The sequence below is a fragment of the Streptomyces sp. NPDC048600 genome (genome assembly GCF_055587025.1).
In genome coordinates this window covers 152,259-171,486 of sequence record NZ_JBVJGZ010000016.1, presented here as the reverse complement: position 1 = coordinate 171,486, position 19,228 = coordinate 152,259, and the positions used below count along the sequence as shown (strand labels likewise).

The 19,228-nt window shown below is 73.7% G+C and carries 17 protein-coding genes and 2 pseudogenes; 8 read left to right on the top strand and 11 right to left on the bottom strand.

Going from position 1 to position 19,228, the window contains the following annotated elements; translation table 11 throughout:
- The first annotated feature begins 164 nt into the window (after positions 1 to 164).
- Positions 165 to 809, top strand: coding sequence for an ATP-binding protein (locus ACZ6SQ_RS22520; RefSeq protein WP_469564811.1), 645 nt, complete (start codon positions 165 to 167; stop codon positions 807 to 809).
- A gap of 377 nt (positions 810 to 1,186) precedes the next feature.
- Here the strand turns inward: ACZ6SQ_RS22520 and ACZ6SQ_RS22515 are convergent, their stop codons facing one another.
- Genes ACZ6SQ_RS22515 through ACZ6SQ_RS22505 form a run of 3 tightly spaced genes read right to left on the bottom strand, consistent with a single transcriptional unit; the run spans position 1,187 to position 4,778 of the window.
- Entirely contained in the window at positions 1,187 to 3,748 is a 2,562-nt protein-coding gene (locus tag ACZ6SQ_RS22515) for an ABC transporter permease (protein ID WP_469564809.1), read from the bottom strand.
- Positions 3,745 to 4,494, bottom strand: a complete 750-nt coding sequence (locus tag ACZ6SQ_RS22510) for an ABC transporter ATP-binding protein (RefSeq protein WP_469564807.1) — start codon at positions 4,492 to 4,494, stop codon at positions 3,745 to 3,747. Before ACZ6SQ_RS22510 ends, ACZ6SQ_RS22515 begins: the two co-directional genes overlap by 4 nt.
- Positions 4,491 to 4,778: an SHOCT domain-containing protein gene (locus ACZ6SQ_RS22505; RefSeq protein ID WP_469564805.1), complete on the bottom strand. Its 288-nt coding sequence runs from the start codon at positions 4,776 to 4,778 to the stop codon at positions 4,491 to 4,493. Before ACZ6SQ_RS22505 ends, ACZ6SQ_RS22510 begins: the two co-directional genes overlap by 4 nt.
- A gap of 302 nt (positions 4,779 to 5,080) precedes the next feature.
- On the opposite strand from ACZ6SQ_RS22505, the gene ACZ6SQ_RS22500 reads away from it, so the two are divergent.
- Positions 5,081 to 5,269 carry a DUF1272 domain-containing protein gene (locus ACZ6SQ_RS22500; protein ID WP_469564803.1) on the top strand — a complete coding sequence of 63 codons (189 nt, stop codon included), beginning with the start codon at positions 5,081 to 5,083 and terminating at the stop codon, positions 5,267 to 5,269.
- Between the two features lie 76 nt (positions 5,270 to 5,345).
- Here ACZ6SQ_RS22500 and ACZ6SQ_RS22495 read toward each other — a convergent pair whose 3' ends face one another.
- From ACZ6SQ_RS22495 to ACZ6SQ_RS22480, 4 genes and pseudogenes are all read right to left on the bottom strand, one after another.
- The gene (locus ACZ6SQ_RS22495) at positions 5,346 to 5,828 is read right to left on the bottom strand and encodes a hypothetical protein (protein ID WP_469564801.1); all 483 of its coding nucleotides are present in this window, start codon (positions 5,826 to 5,828) and stop codon (positions 5,346 to 5,348) included.
- Between the two features lie 93 nt (positions 5,829 to 5,921).
- Positions 5,922 to 7,166, bottom strand: coding sequence for an ROK family protein (locus tag ACZ6SQ_RS22490; RefSeq protein ID WP_386378642.1), 1,245 nt, complete (start codon positions 7,164 to 7,166; stop codon positions 5,922 to 5,924).
- Between the two features lie 25 nt (positions 7,167 to 7,191).
- Positions 7,192 to 7,635 (bottom strand): annotated as a pseudogene (locus ACZ6SQ_RS22485) (alpha-ketoglutarate-dependent dioxygenase AlkB family protein); the annotation flags it as partial.
- Positions 7,636 to 7,800: 165 nt separating this feature from the next.
- Positions 7,801 to 8,015: pseudogene (locus ACZ6SQ_RS22480) on the bottom strand (alpha-ketoglutarate-dependent dioxygenase AlkB); the annotation flags it as partial.
- 68 nt (positions 8,016 to 8,083) lie between these two features.
- Between ACZ6SQ_RS22480 and ACZ6SQ_RS22475 the strand changes: the two are divergent.
- Positions 8,084 to 9,217, top strand: coding sequence for a methyltransferase (locus ACZ6SQ_RS22475; protein WP_469564863.1), 1,134 nt, complete (start codon positions 8,084 to 8,086; stop codon positions 9,215 to 9,217).
- A 109-nt stretch (positions 9,218 to 9,326) separates the two neighbouring features.
- Here ACZ6SQ_RS22475 and ACZ6SQ_RS22470 read toward each other — a convergent pair whose 3' ends face one another.
- Positions 9,327 to 10,193, bottom strand: coding sequence for a ketose-bisphosphate aldolase (locus tag ACZ6SQ_RS22470; protein ID WP_469564799.1), 867 nt, complete (start codon positions 10,191 to 10,193; stop codon positions 9,327 to 9,329).
- 33 nt (positions 10,194 to 10,226) lie between these two features.
- A complete protein-coding gene (locus tag ACZ6SQ_RS22465; RefSeq protein ID WP_469564798.1) occupies positions 10,227 to 11,108 on the bottom strand; it encodes an SIS domain-containing protein in 882 nt (293 codons plus the stop codon).
- Positions 11,109 to 11,272: 164 nt separating this feature from the next.
- Between ACZ6SQ_RS22465 and ACZ6SQ_RS22460 the strand changes: the two genes are divergently transcribed.
- The 3 genes from ACZ6SQ_RS22460 (at position 11,273) to ACZ6SQ_RS22450 (ending at position 15,705) form a co-directional block, all read left to right on the top strand.
- Positions 11,273 to 12,052: a DeoR/GlpR family DNA-binding transcription regulator gene (locus ACZ6SQ_RS22460; protein WP_469564861.1), complete on the top strand. Its 780-nt coding sequence runs from the start codon at positions 11,273 to 11,275 to the stop codon at positions 12,050 to 12,052.
- A gap of 280 nt (positions 12,053 to 12,332) precedes the next feature.
- Entirely contained in the window at positions 12,333 to 14,162 is a 1,830-nt protein-coding gene (locus ACZ6SQ_RS22455) for a glycoside hydrolase family 15 protein (RefSeq protein WP_469564796.1), read from the top strand.
- A gap of 28 nt (positions 14,163 to 14,190) precedes the next feature.
- The gene (locus ACZ6SQ_RS22450; RefSeq protein ID WP_469564795.1) at positions 14,191 to 15,705 is read left to right on the top strand and encodes an amidohydrolase; all 1,515 of its coding nucleotides are present in this window, start codon (positions 14,191 to 14,193) and stop codon (positions 15,703 to 15,705) included.
- A gap of 86 nt (positions 15,706 to 15,791) precedes the next feature.
- Here the strand turns inward: ACZ6SQ_RS22450 and ACZ6SQ_RS22445 are convergent, their stop codons facing one another.
- The gene (locus tag ACZ6SQ_RS22445) at positions 15,792 to 16,244 is read right to left on the bottom strand and encodes a phospholipase (protein ID WP_469564793.1); all 453 of its coding nucleotides are present in this window, start codon (positions 16,242 to 16,244) and stop codon (positions 15,792 to 15,794) included.
- 246 nt (positions 16,245 to 16,490) lie between these two features.
- On the opposite strand from ACZ6SQ_RS22445, the gene ACZ6SQ_RS22440 reads away from it, so the two are divergent.
- Positions 16,491 to 17,228 (top strand): maleylpyruvate isomerase family mycothiol-dependent enzyme, encoded by a 738-nt coding sequence (locus tag ACZ6SQ_RS22440; RefSeq protein ID WP_469564791.1) that lies wholly within the window; start codon positions 16,491 to 16,493, stop codon positions 17,226 to 17,228.
- A 10-nt stretch (positions 17,229 to 17,238) separates the two neighbouring features.
- Here ACZ6SQ_RS22440 and ACZ6SQ_RS22435 read toward each other — a convergent pair whose 3' ends face one another.
- Complete coding sequence (locus tag ACZ6SQ_RS22435; RefSeq protein ID WP_469564789.1) at positions 17,239 to 17,643, bottom strand: MarR family winged helix-turn-helix transcriptional regulator; 405 nt, start codon at positions 17,641 to 17,643, stop codon at positions 17,239 to 17,241.
- A gap of 85 nt (positions 17,644 to 17,728) precedes the next feature.
- On the opposite strand from ACZ6SQ_RS22435, the gene ACZ6SQ_RS22430 reads away from it, so the two are divergent.
- Positions 17,729 to 19,219, top strand: coding sequence for an MFS transporter (locus tag ACZ6SQ_RS22430; RefSeq protein WP_469564787.1), 1,491 nt, complete (start codon positions 17,729 to 17,731; stop codon positions 19,217 to 19,219).
- Positions 19,220 to 19,228 lie beyond the last annotated feature (9 nt).

The window sequence follows — 19,228 nt, the reverse complement described above, 5'->3', positions numbered from 1 at the left end:
CCCTTGCGTCAACCTGGTCTCACGTCACTCTGGGTTTACCGGCGACAACGCTGCGAACCAGCCCGCCGGGCACGACAGCAGGCGGCCGTCTCGTCTCGACCCGGAACTCCTGCTGGATCCGTACTCCGTGTTCTTCCGGACCTCAACGTCGGGGAGTCGCAGCCGTGATCAGTCACCCAAGCAGACATTGCACGGTGGAGCTGCAAGCTCTGCCCTCGCGGATCGGCCAGGTCCGCAGAATCCTTTCTGCGCAATTGCGCTACTGGCATCTGGATCCCTTGATAGACCGGGCGGCGCTCGGTGTGACGGAGCTGCTCAGCAACGTCCACCGCCACGCCCAGCCCGACAAGACGTGCACCGTGCGGATCGAGCTGATGCTCGACCGGCTGACGGTGTCGGTGCGCGACCACGATCCCCGTCTCCCCGTCGTGGGCGACGCCGATCCGCTGGCGACCTGCGGGCGAGGGCTCGCGATGGTCGCGGCGGTCAGCGAGAGCTGGGGCGCACGTCCGGACGGGGAGCAGGGCAAGACCGTGTGGTTCAGCCTGCCGACGCCCGCCGCCGTGAAGGCGCGGGCCGCCCGCCCGCCGCGCCGGGTGGCCGTCGAGGAACCGACGGTCCGTACGGCGCCTGTGCCGGACTCCCCGGTCCGGTTCACCGAGGTCGCGACCGTCGGTCTGCCGGAGGTGGAGCCGCTGGGTCTGCCCGCGGTCGAGCCCGTCGGCATCCCGGAGGTCGAGCCCGTCGCCCTCGCGGCCGACGCGCTGCGGCCCGAACACGCTCCCGCCCGGTCCGCCGTTGCCGGCTGACCGGGCGGTGAGGGGGGCCCAGAGGGTCCGCAGGGTCCGCAGGGCAGCCCGCAGGGTCCGCGCCGGCCCGGCGGTCCGGTCGGGCCCGGCCGCACGCGTGGCCCGCACGGTCCGAGCGGTCCACGCGTCCCGCACGACTCGCGTGCCCCGCACGGCTCAAACAGCTCGCACGGCTCGCACGGCTCGCACGGCTTCTGACGTGTCGGGGCCGTGCGTCGGCGCGGGTACCGCGCCCGCCCGCGGACCACCTCGTGTACGGCCGCCCCCGGTACGGCCTCCCCCGACCGGCCCGACCCGGCGCGCCCGGCCTCCGCACGACCGCGCTCACCACGGCCGGCCTCTGCACGGCCGCAGCCACCACGCACGCCCACACCTCGTCACTCCGTGGCGATGGCCCGCAGCACGTCCAGCCGGGCCGCGCGGCGCGCCGGACGCAGGCCCGCGAGGGCGCCCGCCGCCAGGCCCACCAGAGCCACCACGGCGAGCCGTCCGGGCGGCAGCGCGAAGGCGAAGGCGCTGTCGCTCGCCCCGTCGGAGGCCCTGACCAGCACCCAGCCGAGGAAGGCCCCGAGGCCGAGGCCGCCCGCGGTGCCGAAGGCCGCGACGAGCATGGACTCCCAGCGGACCATGGCCCGTGACTGGGCCCGGGTCTGGCCGACGGCACGCAGCAGGCCCAGTTCCCGGGTGCGCTCGTGGATCGCGAGCGTCAGGGTGTTGGCGATGCCGAGCAGCGCGATGAGCACCGCGAGGGCGAGCAGGGCGTAGACGAGCGTGAGCATCATGTCGATCCCGCCCGCCGAGGACTCGGCGTACTCCGCGCGGGTCTGCACCTCCGGGTCGCCGTACCGCTCGGCGGCCTTCTCCACGGCCGCCTTGCCCTGGTCCGCCGCCACACCGTCCTTGAACGAGACGGCGAGCAGGCTGTCGGAGTCCTGGGTGCGGTGCGGAGCCCAGGCGGCACGGGTGACGACGTAGTCGCCCGCGAGTTCGGACTGTTCGTAGACCGCGCGGACGGTGAAGGGGTGCCGGCTGCCGTCGGTGAAGGTCAGGCGGGCGGTGTCCCCCACGGTCAGGTGCTGCCGTTCGGCCTCCTTCTCGGTGACGGCGATGCCGTCGGTGCCGAGGCCGCCGAGGGAGCCGCGGACCCGCCCGAGGTCGAAGGTGCGGGCCAGCGCGACCGGGTCGGTGACGGTCAGCGCCCGTCCCTCGCCCTCCACCTCGGCGACGCCCCGGCCGAGCCCGACGGCCGTGTCCACCTCGGGCAGCGCGGCGACCGCGCCGGCGAGCCGGGGGCTCAGGCCGCTGCCGCCCGCGCCGAAGGACGGGGTGCTGACGGCGACGTCCCCGGCGAAGGAGCGCGACACCGTCTGGTCCATGGTCGCCTTCAGCGAGGCGCCGAACACGGTGAACAGCGACACCACGGCCACGCCGATCATCAGCGCGCTCGCGGTCGCGGCCGTGCGCTTCGGGCTGCGCAGGGCGTTGCGCCGGGCGAGCGCCCCGGTGACGCCCCGCAGCCGGTCCAGGGGTCCGCCGAGGAGCCGTACGGCCGACCCCGCGGCGACGGGGCCGAGGACGACGAACGCGGCCAGGGCGAGCACCGCGCCGCCGCCCGCGAGCCACAGGGACGGCGAGAGCAGCACGCCGGTGAGGGTCACGGCGAGCGCGAGGGCCAGCAGGGCGCCGCCGGTGACGGCACGCGCGCGGGAGGCGCCGGAGGTGTCCACGGCGGTCGCCCGCAGGGCGGCCAGCGGCGCGGTGCGCCCGGCGCGTACGGCGGGCAGCAGCGCGGAGGCCAGGCAGACCACGACGCCGACGGCGAGCGGCAGCGCCATGGACACCGTGCTGATGACCAGGTCGCCCTCCGGGAAGGGGAAGCCGATCGCCGGGAACAGCGCCTGGAGACCGGCCGCGATGCCGATCCCGCCCGCGAGGCCGGCGGCGGACGCGGTCACGGCGACGACGCTCGCCTCGGCCAGGGTCGTGGCGGTGACCTGGCGGCGGGACGCGCCGAGCGCCCGCAGCAGGGCGTTCTCGCGGGTGCGCTGGGCGACGACGATGGCGAAGGTGTTGTGGATCGAGAAGGTCGCCACGAGCAGCGCGACGCCGGAGAAGACCAGCAGGAAGGCGGTGAACAGGGTCAGGAACTGGCTGGAGATCATCTCGGTGTTCTCCTCGGCCGCCTCCTGACCTGTGAGCGCCTCGACACCCCGGGGCAGTACGGGGGCGAGCCGCTCGACCAGGTCGCGCTGGCTCAGGCCGGGCTCGGCGCGCACCAGGATCGACGACGCCAGGCCGGGCCGGGCCGTGAGGTGCTTCTCGGCGTCCGCCCTGGTGAGGCCGGTGAACGTCACCTGGGCCATGCCGTCCTCGCCGCCGAAGGTCGCGAGGCCCACGACGGTGACCCGGACGGGGTCGGGGGTCCGAAGGACGGTGGTGTCGCCGATCTCCAGACCGCCCTTCCTCGCCGTCCCGCGGTTGACGACGACCTCGCCGGACCGCTCGGGCGCGCGGCCCTCGGCGAGCCGGTACGGGTTGAGCTCCGGATCGGCGATCCAGTTCCCGGCGAGGGTGGGCGGGCCCTGGCCGCCGATCGGTTCGCCGTCGGAGCCGACGAGCTGGCCCGCGCCCTGGATGTCGGGCGCGGCGGCGGCGACCCCGGGCACGTCCTCGACGCGCTCGGTGAGCGCGGCGTCGACCGGCTGCCGTACGCCCTGGCTCTCGCCCGGGGTGGTGATGGCGTCGGCGCTGCGGACGACGGCGTCGGTGCCGGCGGTCGCGTTGCCGAACATGGAGTCGAAACTGGCGCGCAGGGTGTCGCCCATGACCAGGGTTCCGGCCAGGAACGCCACGCCGAGCAGGACGGCGAGGAACGTACCGGCGAAGCGGCGCCCGTGGGCGCGCAGGGAGGACACGCTCAGTCGCAGGGAGGCGTTCATGAGGGCACCTCGAAGGCCTTCATGCGGTCGAGGACCTTGTCGGCGGTCGGGTTCTCCATCCGGTCGACCAGCCGGCCGTCGGCGAGGAACACCACCTCGTCGGCGTGCGCGGCGGCGACCGGGTCGTGGGTGACCATGACGACCGTACGGTCCGTGCGGCGCACCGCCCGGCCGAGCAGCCCGAGCACCTCCTCGCCGGAGCGGGAGTCGAGGTTGCCTGTCGGTTCGTCGGCGAAGACCACCTCGGGGCGGCCGGCGAAGGCGCGGGCCACGGCGACGCGCTGCTGCTGGCCGCCGGAGAGTTCGGCGGGCCGGTGGCGCAGCCGGTCGCGCAGGCCGACGACGTCGATCAGTGTGTCGATCCACTCCGGGTCGCCGCGGCGCCCGGCGAGGTCGAGCGGGAGGGTGATGTTCTCGGCCACGGTCAGGGTCGGCACCAGGTTGAACGCCTGGAAGACGAAGCCGATCCGGTCTCGGCGCAGCAGGGTCAGTCCGCGGTCGTCGAGGCCGCCGAGGTCGGTGTCGCCGATGAAGGCGGCGCCGGAGGTGAGTGTGTCCAGGCCTGCCGCGCAGTGCATCAGGGTGGACTTGCCGGAGCCGGAGGGCCCCATGATCGCCGTGAAGCGGCCGGCCGTGAAGCCGACGCTCACCCCGTCCAGGGCTCTGACCTCGGTGTCGCCGCGGCCGTAGACCTTCACGGCGTCGACGACCCGGGCGGCCGTGCGGGTGGCGGTGGTGACCGTCATGCCGCACCGCCCTTGGTGGGGCCGAACTGCTCGTCCAGGACGGACAGCCGGCGCCAGTACTCGTCCTCGTCGATCTCGCCGGAGGCGAACCGGCGGCCGAGCACGGCGAGCGGCGAGTCACCGGTGGGCCGGCGGTTGTCGGGCAGGCGCCACGGTCCCGGGCGACCGCGCCGGACGGTGCGGTGCAGCACGGTGACTACGGCGACCACGACAGCCGCCCAGACGACGGGGAGGAGCAGGATCCACGGCCCGGGGCCGCCGTCCCAGTGCGCGAGTGTCTCCATGTCGGTTCATCTCCTTCGACGGGTCTTCAGGTGATGGTCCGAGCCTCGCCGCGGGGAGGGGTCCGGGTCGTCGTACGGCCGGGGGCAGTGCGGGTACTTCCCGGGGAGTACGGGCGGGGGTGGCGGGTCTTCCCGGGGGAGGCCTTGCTCGGGGGCGGGGGCGGCCGGGCCCCCGGGGTGGGCCGGAGGGGCCCCGGTGGTGCCGTGGCCCGATCACGGTGATCCTTGGCCGCCCGGGGCGCTGCCGGCGGGCCGTGCGGGCGCGGACGATGAGGGCAGCCCCCCACATGAGGAGACCGTTCATGGCCCTGGAGATGCGTGACCGCTGCGAACGCTGCACCACGGCGGAGCTGCCCGGCGACGGGGCCGCCCGGATCTGTTCCTACGAGTGCACGTTCTGCCTTCCCTGCGCCGAGGCGATGGAGGGCGTGTGCCCCAACTGCGGCGGGGAGTTGGTGGACCGGCCGCGCCGGGTGGTGACTCCCGCCTGACGGACCGGCGGGGCGGAGACGCGCCGAGTGCCTTTATGTGCACGGGCGTTGGGGCGTCCGACGCTCGCGGGCGGGCTCACCCCCGGAGCTTCATGCCCTTCGGGGAAGTGAGCCCCTTCACGGGGTCGACGCGGTAGGTCGCCGTCCAGACGCGGGGCGGGCAGGACGCGCCGTTGGGGTCCTGCGCGGTCAACTTCGCCGCGACGCTGTCCTGGACGACCGTCTCGCCGGTCATCGCGGACGTCACCGTCAGCCGCACCGGCAGGGTCGAGGCGCCGATGTCGTCGGGCAACGTCATATGCAGCAAGAGGAGGGGCTCGCTGAGTTCGCCCGACATCCGCACACGGCAGGTGCCGTCCACGCACAGCCGTATCCGCGCCGCGTCGGGTCCTCCGAAGTCGGAAGGCCGCCAGATGACCGAGACATGCGAGTCCGCGCCGGCCTGGGTGCACACCGCGTCCTGACGCAACAGCGAGCAGCCGGTCAGGGCCACCGCGAGAACCGGTACGAGCCAGGCACGCCGAGCCGAGGCCGCGACCGGGAATACGGAGTGACGCAAAGGAGGGTCCCGTTCGGTCGGCCTGGCTGAAGATCGTTGATCCTGGACGGGCGCACCCGATGCCCCCAAGGCAGATGGCGGCAGGCCCGGACCTCAGGCCGCCGTCAGCGCTCCCAGCGGGTCGTCCAGGACCGGCTGCCAGGCCAGTTCCGCCGCGCCGACCAGGCTGTTGTGGTCGAGGGAGCAGGCCAGGATGGGCACGCCGCCGCTGCGGCCCCACAGGCTGCGGTCGGCGACGACGGCCCGCAGCCGGTCGGGGTCGGTGTCCAGCAGCGTGCGGTGCAGCCCGCCGAGGATGATCCGGTCCGGGTTGAGGATGTTCACCAGACCGGCGAGTCCGAGCCCGAGCCGGTCGATGAGTGCCTCGGCGGCGTTGCGCACGGCCGGGTCGGCGTACTCCTGACGGAGCAGGTCGTCGGCCTGCTTGAGCAGGGAGCTCTCCGGACCGGGTGTGCGACCGGCGGTGGTGAGCAGGGCCAGCGGGTCGGCCTCCACGTCGAGACAGCCGCGGCCGCCGCAGTGGCACGGGCGGCCCTCGGGGTTGACGGTGAGATGGCCGACCTCCAGGGCGAGCCCGGCGCTGCCGGTGTGCAGCCGGCCGTCGAGGACCAGCGCGCCACCGACACCGCGGTGCCCGGTGGCCACGCACAGCAGGTCACGGGCGCCGCGTCCGGCTCCGTGCCGGTGCTCGGCGAGCGCGGCCAGGTTGACATCGTTGGCGGCGAAGGCGGGTCCCTCGATGCCGGCCGCGCGTACCCGCTCGGCGAAGATCTCGCGGACCGGGGCGCCCGGCGGCCAGGCGAGGTGCAGCGGGTTGAGGGCGAGACCCTCCGGCTCGGCGACGGCCGAGGGCACGGCGAGCCCGGCGCCGACGCAGCGCCGCCCGGTCTCGCGCAGCAGCCGGGCGCCCTCGTCGACGACCGAGCCGAGCACCTTCGCCGGGTCGGCGTCGACGGTCTCGCGGCCCGGCGCGGTGGCGACGATCCGCCCGCCGAGGCCGACCAGCGCGGCCCGGAACCCGTCCGCGTGCACCTGGGCGGCGAGCGCGACCGGGCCCTGTTCGGCGACCTCCAGCCGGTGCGAGGGGCGGCCCTGGGAGCCCGCGGCCGCGGCGGGCCGGGCGTCGACGCGGATCAGGCCGAGCGCCTCCAGCTCGGCGGCGACCGCGCCCGCGGTGGCACGGGTCACGCCGAGTTCCGCGGTCAGGACGGCGCGCGTGGGTGCCCGGCCGGTGTGCACGAGCTCCAACGCGGGCCCGAGCGCACCGCGCCCCCGGTCCAACCGCGTCCTCGAGGTGGTCCCTTCCCCCGTCGGCCGGGGGTCCGCCTTGCCGCTCATGAGAGCGAGTCTCCCATGATCCGCATCATCGGGCGGACGCCGGGAATCCGCTGACGCGCAGGGTCAGGTTGAGCCGTCCGCTCAGGCCGAGCCCGGCCGGCGCGGTCCCCGGCAGCACGCGTGGCACGCCGTGGAAGGCCAGGCGGGAGGGCCCGCCGAAGACGAACAGGTCGCCGCTGCGCAGTTCGACATCCGTCCAGGGCCGTGAACGCGACCCGGTGTTGCCGAACCGGAACACGCAGCTGTCGCCGAGGCTGAGCGACACCACGGGCGCGTCGGACGTCTCGTCGGCGTCGCGGTGCATGCCCATCCGGGCGTCGCCGTCGTAGAAGTTGACCAGCGCGATGTCGTACGCCGCCGTTGCCGCCCCTGGGCCGAGCGCGTCTTCCACCGCGCGGTGGCCCAGTTCGCCGAGCCAGGCGGGGAAGGGCTTGACCGGGGTGCCGTCGCCGTCGACGACCGTGCGGGAGGGTCCTTCTGATGGATCTCCGTGGGAGAAGGAGCGGCGTTCGGTGCGTGCGATCGGCGTGCGGTGCGGAGGGTCATGTGGCGGAGCCACCTGTCCCTTCGCGCCGTGCGGCGAGGGTACGTGCCGGGCGTCGCGACGCCGCGGAGATCCATCAGAAGGACCCTAGGCGTACGGGTACCAGTGCCAGCCGAGGCAGACCTGCCGGGCGGTCATGGTGCCGCCGCCCGGGGTGCGTACCGTGCGCAGGCCGCCGACGGGCGCGCCCACTCCCGGCAGGCTGCGAGCAGCTCGCGCTGCCCGTCCCCGTCGAGCCAGTCCGGCAGGTGGACCGCGCCGGGCGCCACCTCGGCGCGCTCTCTCGGGAACAGCTCGGCGTCCATGCCGCCCATCCTCCCCCACCTGTGCTGAGCTGCGGCTCGGCTAGCCTGGACGCACGATGAACGACCGTATGACGACGCCGTGGGGCGAGCTGACGCTGGCCCGCTTCCCCGAGGACCCGCGCGACCGGCTGCGCGCCTGGGACGCCTCCGACGAGTATCTGCTGCGGCATCTCGACGGCTCCGGCGTCGATCTGTCCGGCACGGTCGTCGTGCTGGGCGACCGCTGGGGCGCGCTGGTGACGGCGCTGGCGGCGCACCGGCCGGTGCAGATCACCGACTCCTGGCTGGGACAGGAGGCGAGCCGGGCGAACCTGGAGCGGGCCGGGGCGGAGCCGGGCACGGTCCAGCTGCTCACCACGCAGGACACACCGCCGGGCCGGATCGATGTGCTGCTGGTGCGGGTGCCCAAGAGCCTGGCGCTGCTGGAGGACCAGTTGCGGCGGCTGGCCCCCTCGGTGCACGAGGGCACGGTCGTCGTCGGCACCGGCATGGTCAAGGAGATCCACACCTCCACGCTCCAGCTCTTCGAGAGCCTGATCGGGCCGACCCGGACCTCGCTGGCCGAGAAGAAGGCGCGGCTGATCTTCTGCACTCCGGACGCGGCTCTGCGGCGGTCGGAGAATCCGTGGCCGCACCGCTACGACCTGCCCGAGGGGATCGGGCCCGTCTCGGGGCGGACGGTCGTCAACCACGCGGGGGTGTTCTGCGCCGACCGCCTGGACATCGGCACGCGCTTCTTCCTCGGGCATCTGCCGGTCACGCGCGGGGCGCGCCGGGTGGTGGACCTCGGGTGCGGCAACGGCGTCGTGGGGACGGCGGTGGCGCTGGCCAACCCGGAGGCCGAAGTGCTGTTCACCGACGAGTCGTTCCAGGCGGTGGCCTCCGCGGAGGCCACCTACCGGGCGAACGGGGTGCCAGGGCACGCCGAGTTCCGGGTCGGGGACGGGCTGGCCGGGGTGGCGGCCGGCAGCATGGACCTGGTGCTGAACAACCCGCCCTTCCACTCCCATCAGGCGACGACGGACGCCACGGCGTGGCGGATGTTCACCGGCGCGCGGCGGGTGCTGCGGCCCGGCGGTGAGCTGTGGGTGATCGGGAACCGGCACCTCGGGTATCACGTGAAGCTGCGGCGGGTGTTCGGGAACAGTGAACTCGTCGCAGGCGACCCCAAGTTCGTGGTCCTCAGAGCCGTCAGGCGCTAGCCGGGCCCGCGACGGCCGCCAGAGGTGATCGCCGGTCCCGCGCGCGGCCGGACTCAGGCCGTGCCAGGGCCCGTCAGGAGCACCCCCGCGGTCCCGCCCCCGGCCGGACTCAGGCCGTGCCAGGGCCGGTCCGGAGCACCTCCACGATGCTCCGGACCGCGCGGGCCATGGCCTCGCGGCCCACGCTGAGGTAGGTGCGCGAGTCGACGGCCTCGGGGTGGGCGGCGAGGAACTCCCTTATGGCGCCGGTCATCGCCACGTTGAGGGCGGTGCCGATGTTGACCTTGGTGATGCCTCCGGTGACGGCCTCGGTCAGTTCGCCGTCGGGCACGCCCGAGGAGCCGTGCAGGACGAGCGGCACCTGGAGGGTGGCCGACAGGTTCTTGAGCAGGCCGTGGTCGAGGGTGGCGGTGCGGGTGGTCATGGCGTGCACGCTGCCGATGGCGACGGCGAGCGCGTCCACGCCGGAGTCGGCGACGAACGCCCTCGCCTGGGCCGGGTCGGTACGGGCGCCGGGCGCGTGGGCGTCCAGCGCGGGCCGGCCGGCCTTGCCGCGCACCTCGCCCAACTCGGCCTCGATCCACAGCCCTTGGGCGTGCGCCCAGTCGGCGGCGGCCCGGGTGGCGGCGAGGTTCTCGGCGTACGGCAGCCGTGCGGCGTCGTACATCACCGAGCTGAACCCCGCCTCGGCGGCCTGCCGCAGCAGGGCGTCGCTCTGGACGTGGTCCAGGTGCAGGGCGACGGGCACGGCGGCCCGTTCGGCGGCGGCGACGGCGGCCCGGGCGAGGGGCAGCAGACGGCCGTAGCGGAACTTGACGGCGTTCTCGCTGACCTGGAGCACGACCGGTGCGGCGACGCTCTCCGCGCCGGCGACGACGGCCTCGATGTGCTCCAGGGTGATGACGTTGAAGGCGGCGACGGCACGGCGGCCCGCGGCGGCGCGGGTGACGAGCTCACCGGTGGTGACGAGGGGCACGCGGGGCTCCCTGGGCGAGGGCGGTGAGGGGAATCAGGGCGTGAGGACGACCGAGCGGGTGAGGTGGCGCGGGTTGTCCGGGTCCAGGCCGCGGGCGGCGGCGACGGCGACGGCGAGCCGCTGGGCGCGGACGAGTTCGGCGAGCGGGTCCAGCTCCCCGGCCAGCCATCGGCCGCCGGTCGCGCGCACCTGCCCGGCCAGGCCCTCGGGTGCCTCGCCGAACATCCAGGTCGCGGTGGTGGGGCCGGTGACGCTGATCGGCCCGTGGCGGTACTCCATCGCCGGGTACGCCTCGGCCCAGGACAGGGAGGCCTCCCGCATCTTCAGCGCGGCCTCGTTCGCCAGACCCACGGTCCAGCCGCGCCCGAGGAAGGTGAACTGGGTGCGCTCCACGAGGTCCTCGGGCAGCGGCTCGGCCAGCGCGGTGCGGGCGTCGGCGACCGCCGCGTCGGTGTGCAGCCCGGTGTGGGCGCGCAGCAGGGTGAGCGCGGTGGTGGCGAACCGGGTCTGGACGACGGAGCGTTCGTCGGCGTCCTGGAGGACGATCAGGTCGTCGGCGGCCTCCATGACCGGTGTGTGCGGATCGGCGGTGACGGCGCAGGTGCGGGTGCGGCCGCGCAGTTCGGCGAGCAGGTCCAGCACTTCGGTCGTCGTACCGGAGCGGGTGAGGGCGACGACGCGGTCGTAGGCGCGGCCGCGCGGGAACTCCGAGGCGGCGAAGGCGTCCGTCTCGCCCTGGCCCGCGCCCTCGCGCAGGGCCGCGGCCGACTTCGCCATGAAGTACGAGGTGCCGCAGCCGACGATCGCGACCCGCTCCCCCGCCGCCGGCAGCGCCGCGCGGTGCTCCGGCGCCCGCGCCGCGGCCCGGGTCCAGCACTCCGGCTGGCTGTGCAGCTCGTCCTCGACATGAGTCATGCCGGACCCCTCCCACCGGTGATTGTTCATGCAAGATAGCGTGAACTTTCGAGCATCTTCAAGCATTCGGTAGCTCCATTCAGTGCGCATCTGCGCCGGTGACGGGTGCGCTAGGGTCACCGGGAATCGGTGGTGATCACGCCATGGGCTGGTTGGAGGTGCGGATGTCGCGCGACGCCCGCTGGAAGACGCTGCTGGAACTGCTCGTCGAGCGGGGCCGGCTGGACGTCGAGGAGGCGGCCGCCGAGTTGGGGGTCTCGGCCGCGACGATCCGCCGCGACTTCGACCAGCTCGCCGAGCAGCAGATGCTGGTGCGCACCCGGGGCGGCGCGGTCGTGCACGGTGTGTCGTACGAGCTGCCGCTGCGCTACAAGACGGCCCGCCGCGCCTCGGAGAAGCAGCGCATCGCCCGCGCGGTCGCCGATCTGATCGTGCCCGGCGAGGCGGTCGGCCTCACCGGCGGCACGACCACCACCGAGGTGGCCCGCGCCCTGGCCGTGCGCGCCGACCTCGCCTCCGGCTCGCCCGCGCTGACCGTGGTCACCAACGCGCTGAACATCGCCAACGAGCTGGCCGTGCGCCCGCAGTTCAAGATCGTGGTGACGGGCGGGGTCGCGCGGGCGCAGTCGTACGAGCTGATCGGGCCGCTCGCGGACGGGGTGCTCGGGCAGATCACCCTCGATGTGGCGGTGCTCGGCGTGGTCGCCTTCGACGTCACGCACGGGGCCGCCGCGCACGACGAGGCCGAGGCGGCCATCAACCGGCTGCTCTGCGAGCGCGCCGCCCGTGTGGTCGTCGCCGCCGACTCCAGCAAGCTGGGCCGGCGCGCCTTCGCCCGCATCTGCGCCGCCGAGGCGGTCGGCACCCTGGTCACGGACTCGGCGGTGGACGCGGAGACCGTCCGCCGCTTCGAGGAGGCGGGTGTCGCGGTGCGGGCGGTGTAGAGGGGCGGGGCGCCCCCGGGCCCGCCCGCAGGGGCACCCGTCGGGGCGTCCGTGGGGACACACCTGCCGGGGCGTCCGTGGGGACACACCTGCCGGGGCGTCCGCGAGGACACCCGCCGAGGCGACCGTGAGGACGCCCGCAGCCGGAGGCCCCGGCCCGGAGGGCCGCCGCTGCCCGGGGGGTGACCCCTGCCCGCGGGGTGGCCCCTGCCCGGGGGTGGCCCCTGTGGAACCCGCCTAAGCTGGAAGCCGCGCCGTGCGAGCCGACGAGGAGGCTGCGATGGCCGCGACAACCAGCTTCGAGGGGGCCGACGCCCGGTACCTGCCCATCTCCGAGCACGGTCTGATCGGCGACCTGCGCAGTGTGGCCCTGGTGGGCACCGACGGCACGATCGACTGGTACTGCTGCCCGGCGTTCGACGCGCCCAGCGTCTTCGCCTCGATCCTGGACGCCGAGCGCGGCGGCCGCTTCGAGGTGACGGCGATCGGCCCGGCCCGCACCAAGCAGTTCTACTTCCCCGACACCAACGTCCTGATCACCCGCTTCTTCACCGAGGACGGCGTCGGCGAGGTCCAGGACTTCATGCCCGTCGACGGCTCGGTGGCGGAGACCGAGCGGCACCGCCTGATCCGGCGCGTGCTGTGCGTGCGCGGCTCGGTGCCGTTCCGGGTGCGGGTGGCGCCCCGCTTCGACTACGGCGCCCAGCCCCACAGCCTGCGCCTGGACGGCGAGATGGCGGTCTTCGAGTCCGAGAAGCTCACGCTCGCGCTGACCGCGACCCTGCCGCTGGAGGCCGACGGCCCCGACGCCCGCGCCGACTTCAAGCTCTCCGAGGGCGAGTCGGCGGTGTTCGCGCTGGACCAGGTCGGCCCCGGGGTGGCCCCGCGCGGCTGCGCCCGCACCGAGGCGGAACGGCAGTTCACCGCGACCGTCGCGTACTGGCGGCGCTGGCTGTCCCAGTCCCGCTACCGGGGCCGCTGGCGGGAGATGGTGCACCGCTCCGCCCTCACCCTGAAGCTGCTCACGTACGCCCCCACCGGCGCGATCGTCGCCGCGGCCACCACCAGCCTGCCCGAACAGCTCGGCGGCGAACGCAACTGGGACTACCGCTACGTCTGGGTCCGCGACGCGGCCTTCTGCGTCTACTCCCTGCTGCGGCTCGGATTCGCCGACGAGGCCGAGGCGTTCATGCGGTTCGTCACCGACCACATCACCCCGGGCGAGAGCCACGCCTCCGGACCGCTCCAGATCATGTACGGCATCGACGGCCGCACCGACCTCCCGGAGTGCGAACTCGCCCACCTGGAGGGCCATCGCGGCTCCGCGCCGGTCCGGGTCGGCAACGCGGCCGCCGACCAGCTCCAGCTCGACATCTACGGCGCCCTGATCGACTCGATCTACCTCTATGACAAATGGGCCCGGCCGATCTCCAGCGACCACTGGGACGACGTGTGCGCGATCGTCGACTGGGTCTGCGCGCACTGGGACCAGCCCGACGAGGGCATCTGGGAGACCCGCGGCGGGCGCAAGAGGTTCCTGTACTCGCGCCTGATGTGCTGGGTGGCCATCGAGCGGGCCATCCGGATGGCCAACCGGCGCGGCCTGCCCGCCGACGTCAACCGCTGGCGCGAGGCCCGGGACACCATCTACCGCCGGATCATGAGCGAGGGCTGGTCGGAGAACCGCCGCGCGTTCGTGCAGCACGAGGGCGGCGAGGTCCTGGACGCGGCGCTGCTGATGATGCCGCTGACCAAGTTCATCGCGCCCACCGACCCCAAGTGGCTGTCCACGCTGGACGCGCTCACCCAGGACCTGGTGTCCGACTCCCTGGTCTACCGCTACGACCCGCAGGCCAGCCCCGACGGACTGCGCGGCGACGAAGGCACCTTCTCCATCTGCTCGTTCTGGTACGTCGAGGCCCTGGTGCACGCCGGCCGGGTGGACGAGGCGTGCCTCGCCTTCGAGAAGATGCTGACGTACGCCAACCATGTCGGCCTGTACGCGGAGGAGATCGGGCAGACAGGGGAGCAACAGGGCAACTTCCCGCAGGCGTTCACCCACCTCGCCCTGATCAGTGCCGCCTTCAACCTCGACCGCGCCCTCGGCTGAGACCGACCCGACCCCGTGGAGCATCCGGATGACGAGCCCCGACAGCCTGCTGCCCCGGCAACTGCACGACGATGACGGCGAGTTGGTTCTCGGCAATGTGCGGCTGGGGCCGGGCGGGCCCATCGGCTCGGTACGGATCGCCGGGGCCGAGATCGCGGCGGTCACCGGTGAGGCGGTCGGCGGCGGCCGGGTGCTCGACCTCGACGGCCGCACGCTGCTCCCCGGGCTGTGGGACGCGCATGTCCACGCCGCGCAGTGGGCGAGCGTGCGGCACCGGCTGGATCTGTCCGGCGCGGACTCGGCACGGTCGGCCGCCGACGCCGTACGGTGCCACGCGGCCGGGCTGCCCGAGGGCGAGGTCCTGATCGGGTACGGCTTCCGGGACGGGCTGTGGCCCGACGCCCCGCACAGGTCGCTGCTGGACGCGGTGTGTCCGGACCGCCCGGTCGCGCTGGTGAGCGCCGATCTGCACGCGGCGTGGCTGAACTCCGCCGGGCTCGCGCTGGTCGGCGGCGCCGGGCACCCGAGCGGGCTGCTGCGCGAGGGCGAGTGCTTCAGGGCGGTGTCGGCGCTGCCGGAGGTGCCCGAGGAGGTGCTGGACGGCTGGATCGCCGAGGCCTTGCGGGACGCCGCCGCGCGCGGGGTGACGGGTGTCGTCGACTTCCACTTCGCCGACAACCTCACCGACTGGTCCCGGCGGGCCGCGTCGGGCCCGCTGCCGGTGCGGGTCGACGCCGCCGTGTACCCGGACCGCCTGGAGGCCGCGATCGCGCGCGGGCTGCGCACCGGTGACGTGCTGCCCGGCACGGGCGGTCTGGTGCGGGTCGGCCCGCTGAAGCTGTTCACCGACGGGTCCCTCAACACCCGTACCGCGCTGTGCGCCGACCCGTACCCGGGTCTCGAGGGCACGGCGGAGGCGTACGGCCTCCAGCAGACGCCGTACGAGGAGCTGGTGCGGCTGATGCGGCGGGCCTGGGCGCACGGTGTCGAACCGGCGGTGCACGCGATCGGCGACCGGGCCAACACCCTTGCCCTGGACGCGTTCGCGGCGGTCGGCTGCCGGGGCCGGATCGAGCACGCGCAGTTGCTGACGCCCGAGGACGTGCCGCGTTTCGCCGCTCTGGGGGTGACGGCCGGGGTGCAGCCCGCGCACGCCGTGGACGACCGGGACGTGGCCGACCGGCACTGGGCCGGACGCACGGGCCGCGCCTTCGCGTACGGCGATCTGCTGGCCGCCGGGGCGCGCCTGGAGTTCGGTTCGGACGCGCCAGTGGCCCCGCTGGACCCCTGGCCGGCCGTCGCGGCGGCGGTGGGCCGCACCGTGGACGACCGCCCGGCATGGCACCCGGAGCAACGGATCCCGCTACGGGCGGCGCTGGCGGCCTCCACCCGGGGGCGGCTCATGGTCGAGGCGGGCGACCCGGCCGACCTGGTGGTGCTGGACACGGACCCGCTCGGGGCCGGCGAGCGCGTACTCCGCGAGATGCCGGTGCACGCGACCCTGCTGGCCGGCCGGTTCACCTTCGGGCCGTACGAGGCATAGCCGCAAGGACGGGGGGCGTCGACGACGGACCCCCGGACGGGTGCGGCGGCGTCTGCGGGTCGCCGCCGCACCCGTGCCGGAGGGCGTCAGCCGAGCGCGCGGACCGCCTGGTAGTACGTCCAGGCGGTGCCGTTGCAGGAGGTCTTGGTGGCGCCGCTGTAGTTGTTGCAGACGCGCTTGAGGTCCTCGTAGAAGGCGCTGTCGAGGCGGGACTTGTTGGCGCTGAAGGTGCCGGCCGCCTTGTAGTTGCGGTAGCCGAAGTCGTGGCGGGCGCAGGACATGCTGAAGGGGAAGCCGAACGGGTTGTCCGGCGAGGAGGAGCAGTAGTCCGTGGACCAGTCGAACCCGTAGGCGGACCAGGCGGACTGGTTCGAGCGCGCGGCGGCCCAGAGGTTGTAGCTGGACGCGGTGGTCTGCGTCCAGCTGGAGAGGACCTGCGGCTTGTCGGCGGGAGCGGCCTCGGCGGCGGTGGCCGTGCCGACGACGGTGACGAGAGCGAAAGCCGATCCGGCCAGACCGGTGGCGAGTCTGCGGTGCATCCCACACCTCCATGAGACTGCGACCCGGCCATCGGATCGCAGGTACATGACAAGATGATGGGCGGAAGGGGCTTCTGCATACCCCTAGGTAACCTCAATGATCCGTTAACTCTCTGTCGCCGATGGTCACTCAACAACTGTCGACAGCCCCGCCGAGGGCATGATGAGGCGAATGTCCACGAAAACGAGCCACGGAAACCCGACGCGCCCCGCCCCCGACGGCATTCCGTCGGGCAGACTCCCCCCATGGACACCGCTCACCACCTCGAGGCCCTGGACCTGGCGGGCCGGCTGCTCGCGGACGCCGCGGAGCGCGCCGGGGCCGACGCCGACGTACCGACCTGTCCCGGCTGGCGGGTACGGGACCTGGTGCGGCACACGGGTGCGGTGCATGTGTGGGCCGAGGCGTTCGTCAGGGAGCGGATCACCGGGCCCCGGCCGTTCGACGAGACGTCCGACCTCGACGGCAAGGAGCTGACCGACTGGTACCGGGACGTTCACCGGCGGCTGCTGGCGACGCTCGCCGACACGCCGGAGGACGTGGCGTGCTGGACCTTCCTCCCGGCCCCGAACCCCTCACCCCTGGCCTTCTGGACCAGACGGCAGGCCCACGAGACGACCGTGCACCGCTTCGACGCGCAGGCGGCGCTCGGCGTCGCCCCGGACCCGGTGGACACGGAGTTCGCGGCCGACGGGATCGACGAACTGCTGCGCGGGTTCCACGCCCGCAGCCGCAGCCGGGTCCGCACCGACATGCCGCGCGTTCTGCGGGTGCGCTGTTCGGACACCGACGTGGTGTGGAGCGTACGGCTCTCGCCGGAGCCGCCGGTGACCACGCTCGACGAGGAAGGGCCCGCCACCGCCGAACTCTCGGGCACGGCGAACGAGTTGTACTTCGCGCTGTGGAACCGGCTGCCCGTCCCGCACATCGCCGGCGACCGCGCGCTCGCCGATCTGTGGCGGGAGCGCTCGGGGATCGGCTGACCGCGCGGGATCAGACCGGCCGCGCGTCGCCCGCCTCGGCCCGGCTCCCCAACATCCTTGTCAGCACTTCCCGTTGCACCGGCAGCACCGCGCCGTGCAGCTCGCGCCCCTTCGCGGTGAGCGCCACCCGTACGCCACGGCGGTCCTCCGGACACAGACCGCGCTCGACGAGGCCGCACTTCTCCAGCCGGGCGACGAGCCGGGAGAGCGCGCTCTGACTGAGATGGACTCGCTCGGCGATCTCCTGGACGCGGAAGGCGCAGGCCTCGGCGAGCACGTCCAGCACCTCGAAGTCGCTTGCGCACAGGCCGTGCCGGCCCAGCGCGCGGTCGAGTTCGCACTGCGTGCGGGCGTGCAGCGCCAGGATGTCCCGCCACTGGTCCACGAGCGCCTGCCCGGCCTTCTTCGCCGCCATGGGCGCACCGTAGCAGAGAACAGATTTCGTTGCATCGGAATTAAATGCACTTGCATTCGATGCATGTGCATGTAGTGTCGTCGCCATGACCTCTCCGCTCACCATCCCCGCGGCCCCGTCGGCGACGGATCGATGGACACCCCGGCTGTGGGGCACCCTGCTGGTGCTGTGCGCCGCGATGTTCCTCGACGCCCTGGACGTGTCGATGGTCGGTGTCGCCCTCCCGTCCATCGGCTCCGACCTGGGCCTGTCCACCTCCACCCTCCAGTGGATCGTCAGCGGCTACATCCTCGGCTACGGCGGACTGCTGCTCCTCGGCGGACGGACCGCCGACCTCCTCGGCCGACGCCAGGTCTTCCTGGTCGCGCTCGGCGTGTTCGCGCTCGCCTCGCTCCTCGGCGGCCTGGTCGACTCCGGCCCCCTGCTCATCGCCAGCCGCTTCATCAAGGGCCTGAGCGCGGCCTTCACCGCGCCGGCCGGCCTGTCGATCATCACCACCACTTTTCCCGAGGGCCCCCTGCGCAACCGGGCCCTGTCCATCTACACCACCTGCGCCGCCACCGGCTTCTCCATGGGCCTGGTGCTCTCCGGCCTTCTCACGGAGGCCAGTTGGCGCCTGACGATGCTGCTCCCCGCGCCCATCGCGCTGCTCGCCCTCGTGGCCGGCCTCAAGCTGCTGCCGCGCAGCACCCGCGAACAGAACCACAACGGCTACGACATCCCCGGCGCCGTCCTCGGCACCGCCTCGATGCTGCTGCTGGTCTACACCGTCGTCCAGGCCCCGGAATCCGGCTGGGCCTCGGCCCGCACCCTGCTGTCCTTCCTCGCCGTCGCCGTCATGCTGACCGCGTTCGTGCTCGTCGAGCGCCGCTCGGCCGGGCCGCTGATCCGGCTCGGCGTACTGCGCTCCGGCAGCCAGATCCGCGCCCAGCTCGGCGCCATGGCCTTCTTCGGCTCGTACGTCGGCTTCCAGTTCCTGGTCACCCTGTACATGCAGTCGCTGCTCGGCTGGTCCGCGCTGCACACCGCGCTGGCGTTCCTGCCCGCCGGCGCGCTGGTGGCCGTCTCCTCCACCAAGGTCGGCTCGATCGTCGACCGGTTCGGCACCCAGCGGCTGATCGCGGTCGGCTTCGCCCTGATGGTCGCCGGATACGCGCTGTTCCTCGGCGTCGACCTCGACCCGGTCTACGCCGTCGCCATCCTGCCGAGCATGCTGCTGATCGGCGCCGCCTGTGCGCTGGTCTTCCCCTCGCTCAACATCCAGGCCACCAACGGGGTCGAGGACCACGAGCAGGGCATGGTCTCCGGCCTGCTGAACACCTCCGTCCAGGTCGGCGGCGCGATCTTCCTCGCCGTGGTCACCGCGGTGGTCACCGCGGGCGCCCCGGAGAGCGCCACCCCGCAGGCCGTCCTGGACAGTTACCGGCCCGGCCTGGTCGTGATCGCCGCGATCGCCGCGGCGGGACTGCTGGTCACCCTGACCGGACTACGGGTCCGACGTCCGGCGCACTCCGTCGTCGTCGCCAGGTCCACCACCGAGGAGGCGGGCGCGGACCGCGTCGCGGTCCGCGACTGAGTCGGGGGA